Genomic DNA, 13212 nt, shown 5'->3' with positions numbered 1-13212 from the left:
ATATGGCAACAGTTGTTCTGACCGCCGTGGGATCGGTTTTCGGCGGTCCCATCGGCGCGGCGCTGGGCGGGCTGGTCGGCAACGCCTTTGACCATGGCGCGCTGTTCAAGCCGAAGGGGCGGCAAGGTCCGCGGTTGCAGGACCTGCATATCCAGACATCGACCTATGGCACGCAGATCCCGAAGCTGTTCGGGACGATGCGCGTGGCGGGCACGGTTATCTGGGCCACCGACCTGCGCGAGACGAAGAAGAAAAGCGGCGGAGGGAAGGGGCAACCGAGCGTCACGACCTATAGCTATTCGGCGAGCTTTGCAGTGGCCCTTTCGGCGCGGGCGGTGCGATCGGTGAAGCGGATATGGGCCGATGGCAATCTGCTGCGCGGGGCGTCGGGCGATTTCAAGACCGCTCTGGGGGACTTCCGGCTTTATCGCGGAGAGGAGGATCAGGCGGTAGATCCCTTGATCGCGTCGAAGCAGGGGGCATCGCAAACCCCGGCGCATCGGGGAATTGCCTATGCCGTTTTCGAGGATTTGTCGCTGGCCGATTATGGCAATCGTATCCCATCACTGACCTTTGAGGTCCAAGCGGATGACGGCGCGGTTTCTATCGGCGCAATCGCCACGGGGCTGAGCGAGGGGCGGATTGGTGGCGAGGGGCTGACGAGCGTGGATGGCTATGCGGCGGGCGGTAGCGATCTGGAGGACGCCCTTGCGCCGTTGGTCGAAACCTTCGGACTGGCTCTTGCGGCGGGAGAGGAGGGGCTTGCGATAAGCCCGGAATGGCGGGAGGCCTCTCACGACATTCCAGCGGCGAGCCAGTGCGGGCGCGTGAACGGGCGGGCGCTGGACGCGCTGGAGCGATCCGGCGCGGCGGCCGATGCCGTGCCGGTGGCGCTATCGGTCCGCCATTATGATGCGTCGCGGGATTATCAGGCGGGGATGCAGCGCGTCACGCGGCCTGGCCCGGGACGGCTGGAGCAGGGCCTGGAATTGCCCGCCGTACTGACCGGCGACGTGGCGCGGGCTTTGGCTGGAGAACGGCTGGGGGCGTATTGGGCGGGACGCGCTGGCCTGACGCTGCGTTGCGGTTGGGAAGCATTATGCCGCCAGCCCGGATCGGTCGTCACCCTCGAAGGCGAAGCGGGCCTCTGGCGGATCGAGGAACGGGAATGGGAGGCCATGGCGGTCCGCTTGTCCTTGCGCCGGGTGCCGGGGGCGGAGGGAACCATTCCCCCGGGCGCATCGTCGGGCGCCATCGTACGAGAAATCGATGCGCCGCATGGTCCGACCAGCTTGCTATTGGCCGACCTGCCCAATTTGAAGGACGGAACCGTTAGCACGCCGATCCTTGTCGCGGCCGCTGGTGGTGGAGCGGGCTGGCGCGGAGCTGCTCTGTTCGTGATGAATGAGTTGGGCGAGGCCGCTCCCGCAGGCAGAACTGCGCCGCGCGCCACGATGGGGCGGGCCGATGCGGCCTTGCCAGGAGGGAGCGCCACGCTGGTCGATGAAAGCCATTCGCTGTTCGTCACCTTGCTGGCGCAAGACATGGAATTGATGGACGCCAATGAGCTGGCTCTGGCGCAGGGCAGCAACCTGTGTCTGGTCGGGGATGAGTTGATGCAGTTCAGCCGGGCGGTAAGGACAAGTCCCCTGAGCTATCGTCTTTCCGGTTTGCGGCGCGGTTTGCGCGGCACCGAATGGGCAATGGACGCCCATGTCGGCGGAGAGGGATTCCTGTTGCTGGAGGAAGATCGGTTGATCGAGCCTCTCGCGGCCCTGGGCGCGGAAGGGGAGGAGGGCGCGCTGCTGCGGTTGAGCGCGATCGGGATCGGTGACGTGGAGCCGGTCGAGGCAGCGCTCGCCATCAGGGGGGAAGCGTTGAAGCCGCCTTCCCCCGTGCATGTCCGGCTGGTTCCTGACGGCGCGGGAGGGTGGCGCATCGGCTGGACAAGGCGCAGCCGCGACGGATGGCGCTGGAGCAGTGGCGGAGACGTGCCTCTGGGAGAAGAGAGCGAGCGTTATGAACTGCGAGTTCTGCGCGGTGCTGAGGTGAAACGGCGCGCCGAAACGGCCGAGCCGGTCTGGCTCTATGACGCGGCGATGGTTTCCGATGACATGGCGGGAGCGGGCGCGGCCGACTGCATTCTGGAAATCCGGCAGATCGGATCCCGCGCGATGGGGCGGCCGGCCCGTGTCGCCATTCCGGCCTGAAGGCCATGTAGCGTTGAGGGGAGTTGGCAATGACGATGGATATGACGCCGCGCTGGGAACTGCCGCTGCTTTTCGCGGGGCAGGCGCAGAAGGAAATGTTTCACAATGAGGCGCTGACGCGCATCGACATGCTGTTGCACGGACAGGTGCAGAGCGCCGATCTGGGGGAACCGCCCGCAACACCATCGGCCGGGGAATGCTGGATCGTCGGCGCGGATGCTTCGGGCGAATGGGTGGGGCGGGAAGGCATGGTGGCCTGCTGGACCGAGGGTGGCTGGCGCTTCGCTTCGGCGATGGCGGGACTCGCGCTCTGGGTGGTGGACCGTGGCCATGCGATGCATCATGATGGTGCGGTATGGCGTTTCGGCGCCTGTCGTCCCGATGGTCTATATGTGAATGACGCCCGTGTTGTGGGGGAGCGTATGGGCGCTATCGGCAATCCTTCGGGCGGCTTGGTGATAGACGGTCAGGCTCGCGGGGCGATAGATGCGATTCTCAATATATTGCGGACGCACGGATTAATCGCTGCATAACTATGTTGATATGTGCCATCATCGAATGAGCGCTTCCGATTAGCTCGGCAAAGGCGCTAAACCCTTCCTGTTGCGTCTTTTTTGCAACAGTTTCGCTAATTGTGGACTTGCCATGAAACTTTCTTGTGGATACAGGGTTTCAGCAGTCCTTCGTGACACTTTTGAAAGGGGAATCCAAATGCGGAAGCTTGCCCTCGCGGCTGCTCTTGCGACTAGCGCCCTGGCCACCCCGGCTCTGGCGCGTGACAATAGTTGGTATGTCGGCGTAGACGCCGGTGTGCTGCTGGTCGAAGATCAGGATATCAGGTTCAATCCCGGAGTGACGGTTCCGGACGTCGATTACCACAAGGGTTATGATTTCGACGCCAACATCGGCTACGATTTCGGTAGCTTCCGTCTTGAAGCTGAAGCGGCCTACAAGCGCGCCAAGGTTGATCTGGACAAGTCCGGCTTCGGTGGTGCGGCCTCTGCCCTTTCGTTCATGCTGAACGGCTTGCTTGACTTCGGTCCCGATGACGGCCTTCAGGGCTTTGTCGGTGGCGGTGTCGGCGTTTCGCGCGGCAAGCTGGCTACGGATCTCGTCAATGACAGCGATACGGGCTTTGCCTGGCAGGCACTGGCGGGTGTTCGCTATCCGCTGAGCAGCAATGTCGATGTTTCGTTGAAGTATCGCTTCTTCAACCAGGACAAGATCAAGCTGGTCAACGACTATGCCACGGCTGGCCCGGCTGGGTCGGATGTTCGGACCAAGCTGCGTACGCACAGCCTGCTGCTTGGCCTGACCTACAACTTCGGTGAGCCGGCTGCTCCGCCGCCGCCTCCGCCGCCACCCCCGCCGCCTCCGCCGCCTCCGCCGCCGCCTCCGCCGGTCGTGGAATGCAGCCCTGGACCGTACATCGTGTTCTTCGAATGGGATAAGTCGGACGTTACGCCTGACGCAGCCACCATTCTGGACAACGCGGTTTCGGCCTACAGCAACTGCGGCAGCGCCCAGGTCATGCTGGCGGGTTATGCGGACCGTTCGGGTTCGGCATCGTACAACGTCGGCCTGTCTCAGCGCCGTGCTGATGCGGTCAAGGCCTACATGGCGTCGAAGGGTATCCCTGACGGCGTGATGACGACCCAGGCGTTCGGTGAATCGAACCCCCGCGTCGAAACCGCCGACGGCGTTCGCGAACTGCAGAACCGTCGCGTGGAAATCACCTACGGTCCGGGTTCGGGTCAGTAATCGACCTCCCGTTTCGGGAAAGATGGAAGAGGGCCGGTCGCAAGACCGGCCCTTTTTCGTTGCGATTTGCGGTTTGCAAACCTTGATGCCGAATGTTTTCATGGGGCGGCGGGATCGTCCGCTTCCTTCCCCATTCGTCCTGAGCACTGAGCTTATCGTAGTGGCGTATCGAAGGCATAGGTGGTGCCAGCCTCTTCGATAGGGGTATTCGGCCTGGTCAGAGGCCAAGTTTATCCTGAAACTACTATTGCAAGCAGTCAGTCGAAGGGCGCAGCGCCTGCTCAGGGCGAACGGATGTTGATGTTTCGGTAAATGTCCGCAATTGGCCGAAAACCATCGCCCGTTTGCGAGTTGCAAGCGGCTCTTTTGTGAGTTGCTTATCCGTTCAGCCCTGTTTCACCGCTCATGGATTGAGTTGGCGATGCATTTTGGAGATGCGTGGGCTATTCGAACGCGCCGACCAAAATCCCATTCTTTCATGGGAACCGATGACAAGTTGGTTCGAACGTGCAACAAATCATCTCTTGCTGCGTTCGCTTTCCTGTTTGTATCCGGGAGTTTGCTCCATGAAATTTGCTTCGATCGCTTGGGCTTTGCCCTTGTTCACCACCGTTGGGGCTTGCGCGACGGCTTCCAATGAACCGGCTTCTCTCGCCGAGGCGCCCGTGGCGCATGCAAAACTGCTGGCGGGCGATGCTACGGCACGAGGAGAGGCGAAGGTCACTCAGGCAGCGGATGGCCTGCATGTTTTCGTGCGGGCGGAGGGGCTGACGCCTGGGCTTCATGCGGTTCATCTTCATACCACCGGAGTCTGTACTGCGCCCGATTTCGCGAGCGCAGGCGGGCACTGGAATCCGACGGGTCGTCAGCACGGCAAGGATAATCCCCAAGGCATGCATATGGGTGATATGCCCAACATGCTCGCCGGGGCGGATGGCACGGGTGAGATGGAATATGTGATCCCCGGCGGGCTTGTCAGTTCCGGTGCGGCGCCGTTGCTGGATGCAGATGGGGCGGCTGTCGTCATCCACGCGCAGGCGGATGACAATAAAACGGACCCTGCCGGCAATGCGGGCGGACGCGTGGCGTGCGGGGTGTTGACTGCGGGCTGACGCGGCGCATGGATGATGGAAAAGCGCGCGAGAGATGAGATAAATAGGCTCTGACTGCGGAACCTGCATTGGTTTAGGCGGGATAGTGGGCAACCTGATTATAGGTTGCCCCTTCTCCACCGAGATGGCTTTCATATAATGAAAAGCCGCTCACCTCGAACGGCGCGCTTGAAAAGTTCGCATGGCGCTGCATGAATGGCTCGACCGATGCAGTGGACCGTCCGCACCGTGCGATCGTAATATGCGGCAGATAGGCGCGAGCGTCCGGTTTCAGGCCGAGCGTGACGCAGAGATGGTCGATTTTGCGGTGCAAGATCATGAGCGCGTCACAAGGGCGTAGGCCAACCCACAGGCTATTGGGTCGACCATTGGATGCAAAGCAACCCACGCTGCCAAGTTCGACGGTAAAGGGATGGAACCGAACCGTTCCCAACAGATCGGCCAGATCATTGGCCATATGTTGATCCACTTCGCCGATGAAACGAAGGGTCAAATGAAGCTGATCGTCATTCTGCCAGCGCGCGCCTGCAATGCCTTCCATCAGCGTCCGTAGCTGAGAGCGGATGAAGAGGGGTGGGCGAATGGCGATGAACAGGCGATGCATAGCCTTTATATAGGTTTCCGGCCTGGGTTCGTCATGTCCGTCAGACCGCTTGAATTCAGTGACGGAACAGCCGATAATGCAAAAACCGGCGGATGGATGCCGGCGAAGGAGAATTTACTCATGGCCAACTGGTCCGACCCCCGTTCCGACATTGCGGGCTTTGGCGGCGGCGCCACGGTAGCGCGCGGCGAGGCGTTTGACGCTGGCCTGCGGGCCTATATGCTGTCGGTTTATAACTATATGGCGAGCGGCGTTCTGCTGACGGGTTTGGTCGCCATGCTGTTCGCCTCCAGCGGTCTGGCGTTGCAGATCCTGGCAGGCCCCGGCATCCTGAAATATGTCATCATGTTCGCCCCGCTTGTCTTCGTCATGGTGATGAGCTTTGGCGTAAACCGGCTTTCTACTTTTGCAATGCAGGCGATGTTCTGGGCCTATGCCGCGGTGATGGGCCTGTCGCTGGCGTCGATCTTCCTGGTTTATACCGGCACGTCGATCGCGCAGACTTTTTTTGCCACGGCAGCAGCCTTCGCGGGATTGAGCCTGTGGGGCTATACGACGAAGAAGGATTTGTCAGGCTTTGGCACCTTCCTCATCATGGGGCTCGTGGGCTTGCTGGTGGCATGCCTCATCAACCTGTTCCTGCGTTCCAGCGTTATGGATCTGGTGATCAGCGTCGTCGGCGTTTTGCTGTTCGCGGGCCTGACGGCCTATGACACGCAGAAAATCAAGAGCATCTACGCCCATGTCGCGGGCACGGATATGATGGGCAAGTCGGTCGTGATGGGGGCGCTGAACCTTTATCTCGACTTCATCAACATGTTCCTGTTCCTGCTGCGCTTCATGGGTAGCAGCCGGGACTGAGCAAAGATTATATTTGATGGGAAGGCCCGGCGGTTCATTCTGCCGGGCTTTTTATTGGCTGTTTCGCCGCATCTTGGCGATCAGAGCATTGTCCAATTCCCTCTGCCGCTGATAGCCGGGACGGTCGCGAAGGCGGACGGCATAGGCATCAAAGGATGGGCGGTTGGGAATGGTGCCGAATTGAAGTCCCCAATCAATCTGCGCGCCGACATAGACATCGGCTGCGGTAAACTGATCGCCGCAAATCCAGCCGGGGCCTGAAACGGCGCTTTCCAATGCATCTATGGTGTGGTCGAACGTTCCATATCCCGCCATTCGTTCCCGGCCTTCCGGGATGATGAAGCCAAGAGCCTTGTTGGTCACCGCTGCTTCCACGGGACCAGCCGCGAAAAAGAGCCAGCGGTAATAATCGGCGCGGCGGTCAATGGGCGGAGCAAGATGGGCCGCCGGGAAGGCATCAGCCAGATAGGCGCAGATGGCTGCGGCTTCGGTGATCGTTTTTCCGGCATGGACGATAGCGGGAACCTTGCCCATGGGATTGATGGCGAGGTAGTCGGATGCCTTCATGCCGGTGCCATAGTCGAGTGGGACGAGGTCATATGGTTCGCCAACCTCCTCCAGCATCCATCGCACGATCTGGCCGCGTGACATGGGGTTTGTGTAGAAGGTGATCTCTGCCATCGAAGCTCTCCCTTGGCTTTGCCATGCTGTAGCAGGTTCGGAAGGTAAGGGGCCACTTTACGACGGCAGGGATATAGAAAAGGGCAGCCGGAGGCCGCCCTTTTCTATCCGGATTACCCGACGCTTATTTTGCCTGTTCGGCTGCCTTCGGCTTGCCACCCTTCTTGCCCTTTTTGGGCGCGGCGGGCGTGATTTCGAAGGCGAGGGCATCGTCCTTCAGCCGGACATGGACTTCACCGCCATGGACGAGCTTGCCGAACAGAAGTTCCTCGGCCAGCGGCTGCTTGATCTTCTCCTGCATCAGACGGCCCATGGGACGCGCGCCATAGAGCTTGTCATAGCCGCGCGCCGTCAGCCATGCCTTCGCATCATCGTCCAGCGTGATGTGGACATCGCGGTCGGCCAGTTGCAGTTCGAGCTGGAGCACGAACTTGTCGATGACGCGGGCGACGATTTCCGGCGGCAGATAGCCGAAGGGAACCACTGCATCGAGACGGTTGCGGAATTCGGGGGTGAAAAGCTTCTTCACCGCATCCTCCTGCACATCGCCGCGCGTGATGTTGCCGAAACCGATGCTCTCCTTCTCCATGTCCGACGCACCGGCATTGGTGGTCATGATGAGGATGGTATTGCGGAAATCGACGGTCTTGCCATGGTGATCGGTCAGGCGGCCGTTATCCATGACCTGCAACAGGATGTTGAACAAGTCGGGATGCGCCTTTTCGATCTCGTCCAGCAGCAGGACGCTGTGCGGATTCTGATCCACCGCGTCGGTCAGCAGGCCGCCCTGATCATAGCCGACATAACCCGGAGGCGCGCCGATCAGGCGGCTGACCGAGTGGCGCTCCATATATTCCGACATGTCGAAACGCTGGAGCGGGATGCCGAGCAGGTTGGCGAGCTGGCGCGCGACCTCTGTCTTGCCGACGCCGGTGGGGCCGGAGAAGAGATAGTTGCCGATCGGCTTGTCCGGATCGCGCAGTCCCGCGCGGGACAGCTTGATCGCGGAACTGAGCACCTCGATCGCCTTGTCCTGGCCGAAGACCACGCGCTTGAGATCGGTGTCCAGCGCGCCCAGCACCGTCTTGTCGTCGCTCGACACCGTCTTGGGCGGGATGCGCGCCATGGTGGCGATGACCGCTTCGATCTCCTTGGGGGTGATCGTTTTCTTGCGCTTTGAAGGCACTACCAGCATCTGCATCGCCCCGACTTCATCAATCACATCGATGGCTTTGTCGGGAAGCTTGCGGTCGTTGATGTAGCGAGCCGAAAGCTCGACCGCCGACTTGATCGCGTCGGGCGTATATTTGACGTTGTGATGCTCCTCAAAGGCGCTCCGCAGGCCCGCGAGAATCTTGATCGTGTCCTCTACCGTGGGTTCGTTGACGTCGATCTTCTGGAACCGGCGCAGCAGGGCGCGGTCCTTCTCGAAATGATTGCGAAATTCCTTGTAGGTGGTCGAGCCGATGCAGCGGATCGTACCGCCGGACAAGGCAGGTTTCAGCAGGTTGGACGCATCCATCGCGCCGCCGCTGGTCGCGCCCGCGCCGATGACGGTGTGGATTTCGTCGATGAAGAGCACCGCATGAGGCATCTTCTCAAGCTCGGTGACGACGGCCTTCAGCCGCTCCTCGAAATCGCCGCGATAACGGGTTCCGGCAAGCAGCGCGCCCATGTCGAGCGAATAGATCACGGCTTCCCTGAGCACGTCGGGCACGTCGCCCTCTATGATCTTGCGCGCCAGACCTTCGGCGATGGCTGTCTTGCCGACGCCCGGATCGCCTACATAGAGCGGGTTGTTCTTCGATCGGCGGCAGAGGATCTGGATCGTCCGGTCGACTTCGGCCGCGCGGCCGATCAGCGGATCGACCTTACCCCGCTCGGCCTTTTCGTTGAGGTTGACGGTGAACTGCTCCAGGGCGCTGTCCTTCTTGCCCTTGCTGTCCTGCGCCTTCTTTTCTTCTTCCTGAGCGCCCTTCGCTTCGCGCGCTTCGGGCGCGGACGTGCCCTTACCGACGCCGTGGCTGATATAGCTGACCGCGTCGAGGCGGCTCATATCCTGCTGCTGGAGGAAATAGACGGCATAGCTCTCCCGCTCCGAAAAGAGCGCGACGAGGACATTGGCGCCCGTCACCTCATCCTTGCCGGATGACTGGACGTGCAGGATCGCGCGCTGGACGACGCGCTGAAAACCGCTGGTGGGGGAGGGGTCGGACTGGCCCTCCACCTTCAGGCTGTCGAGTTCATGGTCGAGATATTGGGTGACGGCGTCGCCCAGTTCGCCAAGCTCCACGCCGCAGGCCTGCATCACTTTCGACGCATGCTCGTCGTCGATCAGGGCGAGCAGGAGATGCTCCAGCGTCGCATATTCATGATGACGCTCGGACGCATGAGTCAGCGCATTGTGCAGCGTGGTCTCGAGAGCGGGTGCGAAAGATGGCATGTCTGTTCTACTCCTGGCCCCAAGAAGGGGCGATCTTGAACCATATGTCGGCATTGCTCGACGGCGGATCAAGATGCCTGTCCTGATCGCCGGAATTGCCGGACTGCCCGTGCCCCAGAAAACCCGAAGAATGAAAGCCCATCCTGGGGTCGCTAGGGGCGAGGCGCGGGTTCATCGCTTGAATAACGCCTCGGCGGTTGCCTTATGGTTAACGGCGCTTTCAATCTTTGATCGGGTTCGGGCTAATTCACCCTCCAGCGCTTTGATACGCGCTTCCAGATCGGCAACGGACAACGGCCCCAAATCCTGTCGGATCAACTGGGCCAGCGGATTATCGGCCTTGCGTGGCAGATCGTCGTCCAAGTCCATGAAAGCCAATGTTGACCCTGCAAGGCAGTCTGTCAATAAGGGCGCAAACTTCACATGCGATTTCTATGATGTAGCGATGCGATCGGGGGCGGCGAGTCATGGGTTTTGAGAGCGCAGTGCCGGATGAAATGATGGCCATCGGCATTTCCGCGCCGGGTGGGCCGGAAGCGCTTGTGCCGGAACGGCGTCCGGTCCCGCTTCCGATGGAAGGCGAAGTATTGATCCGGGTAGCTGCGGCTGGCGTCAATCGCCCGGACGTCCTGCAGCGCATGGGCAAATATCCGCCGCCGCCCGGAGCGCCGGATATTCCGGGACTTGAAGTATCAGGCACCATCGTGGCTGCCGCTTCCCAATCCGGAGCATTGGTGGGGCAGCGGGTATGCGCTCTGCTGCCGGGCGGAGGATATGCGGAATATGCGGTTGCGCCCGCGGGCCAATGCCTGCCGGTGCCGGACAGTTACGATATCGTCGAGGCGGCCGCCCTGCCGGAGACGCTGTTTACCGTATGGACCAATCTTTTCGAGCGGGCCTATGTGGTCGAAGGCGATACCGTATTGGTGCATGGCGGGACGAGCGGCATCGGCACCATGGCGATCACGCTGTGCCGGCTGTTCGACATCACCATCATCGTGACCTGCGGCAGCGACGAAAAATGCGAGCAGGCGCGGCAATGGGGCGCGCATCACGCCATCAACTATCGCACGCAGGATTTCGTCGCGGAGGTCAGGCGCATCACCGGCGGGGAGGGGTGCCAGGCCGTGCTGGACATGGTGGGCGGCGATTATGTGCCGCGCAATATCGAGTGTCTGGCCGAAGATGGCCGCCATGTTTCGATCGCCGTGCTGGGCGGTGCCAAAAGCACCGTGTTTCTTCCCACTATCATGAGCAAGCGGTTGACGCTGACCGGATCGACGCTTCGCAGCCGTCCGGTCTCCTTCAAGACGCTGGTCGCCGAAGAGCTGATGCGGGTCGTCTGGCCCATGGTGGAGGAAGGCCGGTTGCGGCCGGCGATGGATCAGCGCTTCCCTCTCGTGGAAGCGGCAAAGGCGCACGCGCGCATGGATGCGGGCGAGCATTTCGGGAAGATCGTTCTGACCGTCTGATCCCCTGCAATGTCGTATTTCCGTAACATTCGGCGCGGATTTGTAACATAAGGAGGCTAAGGCTCCTGCCTCAAGGACAACAGCCTTGAGGACAGACTGTGATGGACGCTGTGACGCGCCTGCCTTTCCTGTCGGACCTCGAAGAAGGTCTGATGCGGGAGCCGCATTTTCCTGAACGGCCAGGCCATGGCCGCCGCCGTTATCGCGCCATCTGGATTTCGGACATCCATCTGGGCACGCGCGGTTGCAATGCGAAGATGCTGATCGATTTCCTCGACAGCGTCGACAGCGACATCATCTATCTGGTTGGCGACATCATCGACGGCTGGCGTTTGAAGAAGCGCTTTTATTGGCCCGCCAGCCATAATGACGTGGTCTGGCGCATGATGAAGCGAGCCAAGCGCGGCACGCGGGTCGTCTATATCCCCGGCAATCATGATGAGATGTTCCGGCAATTCACCGGCCTCAACTTCGGCGGCGTGGAGATCAGGCGCAAGGCTATCCATGATACGGCCGACGGTCGCAAGCTGTTGGTTCTGCATGGCGATGAGTTTGACACGATCATGCTGGCCCATCGTTGGCTCGCTTTCGTGGGGGATGCCGCCTACACCATGCTCATGCGCCTCAACGTGATCGTCAATGCGGTGCGGCAGCGCATGGGGCTGCCCTATTGGTCGCTGTCGAAGATGGCGAAACACAAGGTCAAGAACGCCGTTTCCTTTATCTCCCGCTTTGAGGAAGTGGTCGCGCATGAAGCGGGCGCGCGGGGCGTGGATGGCGTCGTGTGCGGCCACATCCACAATGCCGAAATGCGCGAGATCGGCGGCATCCAATATTATAATGATGGTGACTGGGTCGAAGGTTGCACGGCCCTGGTCGAGCATTTCGACGGGCGGATGGAGATACTCCATTGGGCAGATGAGATTGCGGCTCGCGGCGTAGGCGAACAGCCGCGCATCGCGGCGTGAAGGCGGCGGCCATGCGTATTGCCATCGTCACGGACGCCTGGCAGCCCCAGATAAACGGCGTGGTCCGCACGCTTCAGATGATGCAGTCGCAGCTTCTAAGCAAAGGACATGCGGTCAAGATAATCTCGCCCGATCTTTATGGCTCCATTCCCTGCCCCACCTATCCTGAAATCCGCCTGGCGCTGGTCCGCTCCGCTGTGGTGGGGCAGGCCATTTCCGGGTTTCGGCCCGATGCCGTGCATTTGGCGACCGAAGGGCCGCTATGCCTTGCCGCGCGGCGTTGGTGCCTGCGGAACGGAGTGCCGTTTACCACCGCTTACCACACGCATTTCCCGGAATATGTGGCGCGGCGCACCGGCCTGCCTGCGGGCTGGTTCTGGCGTTATATCCGCTGGTTCCACGGTCCCGCGCAGGCGGTGCTGGTGTCCACCCGCTCCGTGCGCCGGCAGCTTCGCGCCCATGGGGTCGCGCAGGTAAGGCCATGGGGCAGGGGGGTGGATTTGGCCGCCTTTACGCCGCAAGCGATACCGCCTGCGCTCTTCGCGAATTTGCCCCGGCCGATCCAACTTTATGTGGGGCGCGTCGCGATAGAGAAAAATCTGGAGGCTTTCCTCGCCAGCAGACATCCCGGAAGCAAGGTGGTTATCGGGGATGGGCCGGCGCGTTCGATGCTCGAACGGGCTTACCCGCAGGCGCATTTCATGGGCGCGATGTTTGGCGATGCACTGGCGGGCGCCTATGCAGGCGCGGACGTTTTCGTCTTTCCCAGCCGAACCGATACATTCGGTCTTGTCATGATTGAGGCGCTTGCCTGCGGGACGCCTGTCGCAGCCTATCCGGTTTCGGGACCGGTCGACATCGTCTCCGCCACAACGGGCACGCTGGCTGAGGATCTGGATGAAGCGATCGCCGCCGCCTTGCGCTGCGACCGGGGCATGTGCGCGGCCCATGGCCAGACATTCACCTGGGAAAACAGCGCGGAAGATTTCCTGTCTGGTTTACACCCGATCGGCCGCGAAAGACTGAACGGCGCAGCCTGACGCTTTTCCTTGCTCCGCAAGCCGTCATGCATTATCCCAAAGCCGTCATGGCCGCCCTGC

The 13212-nt window shown here is 61.2% G+C and carries 12 protein-coding genes; 8 read left to right on the top strand and 4 right to left on the bottom strand.

Translation table 11 applies throughout. From position 1 onward, the window contains the following. Positions 1 to 2 precede the first annotated feature (2 nt). From LDB26_RS11955 to LDB26_RS11940, 4 genes are all read left to right on the top strand, one after another. Positions 3 to 2210: a phage tail protein gene (locus LDB26_RS11955; protein ID WP_257538551.1), complete on the top strand. Its 2208-nt coding sequence runs from the start codon at positions 3 to 5 to the stop codon at positions 2208 to 2210. 29 nt (positions 2211 to 2239) lie between these two features. Beyond that, positions 2240 to 2743 (top strand): DUF2793 domain-containing protein, encoded by a 504-nt coding sequence (locus LDB26_RS11950; RefSeq protein ID WP_257538550.1) that lies wholly within the window; start codon positions 2240 to 2242, stop codon positions 2741 to 2743. A gap of 178 nt (positions 2744 to 2921) precedes the next feature. Beyond that, positions 2922 to 3971: an OmpA family protein gene (locus tag LDB26_RS11945; protein ID WP_062066858.1), complete on the top strand. Its 1050-nt coding sequence runs from the start codon at positions 2922 to 2924 to the stop codon at positions 3969 to 3971. A 566-nt stretch (positions 3972 to 4537) separates the two neighbouring features. Then, complete coding sequence (locus LDB26_RS11940; protein ID WP_257542102.1) at positions 4538 to 5083, top strand: superoxide dismutase family protein; 546 nt, start codon at positions 4538 to 4540, stop codon at positions 5081 to 5083. 73 nt (positions 5084 to 5156) lie between these two features. Here the strand turns inward: LDB26_RS11940 and thpR are convergent, their stop codons facing one another. Next, on the bottom strand, positions 5157 to 5687 hold the full coding sequence (gene thpR, locus LDB26_RS11935; protein ID WP_257538549.1) for an RNA 2',3'-cyclic phosphodiesterase: 531 nt from the start codon (positions 5685 to 5687) through the stop codon (positions 5157 to 5159). Between the two features lie 120 nt (positions 5688 to 5807). Here thpR and LDB26_RS11930 point away from each other — a divergent pair, with 120 nt between their 5' ends. Then, positions 5808 to 6548: a Bax inhibitor-1/YccA family protein gene (locus tag LDB26_RS11930; RefSeq protein ID WP_062068937.1), complete on the top strand. Its 741-nt coding sequence runs from the start codon at positions 5808 to 5810 to the stop codon at positions 6546 to 6548. Positions 6549 to 6599: 51 nt separating this feature from the next. On the opposite strand, the gene LDB26_RS11925 is transcribed toward LDB26_RS11930, so the two are convergent. From LDB26_RS11925 to LDB26_RS11915, 3 genes are all read right to left on the bottom strand, one after another. Then, positions 6600 to 7229, bottom strand: coding sequence for a glutathione S-transferase family protein (locus LDB26_RS11925; protein ID WP_257538548.1), 630 nt, complete (start codon positions 7227 to 7229; stop codon positions 6600 to 6602). 124 nt (positions 7230 to 7353) lie between these two features. Next, entirely contained in the window at positions 7354 to 9672 is a 2319-nt protein-coding gene (gene clpA / locus LDB26_RS11920; RefSeq protein ID WP_062066849.1) for an ATP-dependent Clp protease ATP-binding subunit ClpA, read from the bottom strand. Between the two features lie 171 nt (positions 9673 to 9843). Further along, positions 9844 to 10041, bottom strand: a complete 198-nt coding sequence (locus tag LDB26_RS11915) for a DUF1192 domain-containing protein (RefSeq protein WP_062066846.1) — start codon at positions 10039 to 10041, stop codon at positions 9844 to 9846. A 98-nt stretch (positions 10042 to 10139) separates the two neighbouring features. Between LDB26_RS11915 and LDB26_RS11910 the strand changes: the two genes are divergently transcribed. The 3 genes from LDB26_RS11910 to LDB26_RS11900 all read left to right on the top strand — a co-directional run bounded on the left by LDB26_RS11910 (position 10140) and on the right by LDB26_RS11900 (position 13152). Beyond that, entirely contained in the window at positions 10140 to 11144 is a 1005-nt protein-coding gene (locus LDB26_RS11910; RefSeq protein ID WP_062066843.1) for an NAD(P)H-quinone oxidoreductase, read from the top strand. A gap of 101 nt (positions 11145 to 11245) precedes the next feature. Continuing rightward, positions 11246 to 12112 (top strand): UDP-2,3-diacylglucosamine diphosphatase, encoded by an 867-nt coding sequence (locus LDB26_RS11905; protein ID WP_257538547.1) that lies wholly within the window; start codon positions 11246 to 11248, stop codon positions 12110 to 12112. 11 nt (positions 12113 to 12123) lie between these two features. Continuing rightward, a complete protein-coding gene (locus LDB26_RS11900) occupies positions 12124 to 13152 on the top strand; it encodes a glycosyltransferase family 1 protein (RefSeq protein WP_257538545.1) in 1029 nt (342 codons plus the stop codon). Positions 13153 to 13212 lie beyond the last annotated feature (60 nt).

It is taken from the genome of Sphingobium sp. CFD-1, assembly GCF_024611115.1.
GTDB lineage: Bacteria > Pseudomonadota > Alphaproteobacteria > Sphingomonadales > Sphingomonadaceae > Sphingobium > Sphingobium baderi_A.
This window is presented reverse-complemented; position numbering and strand designations above follow the sequence as displayed.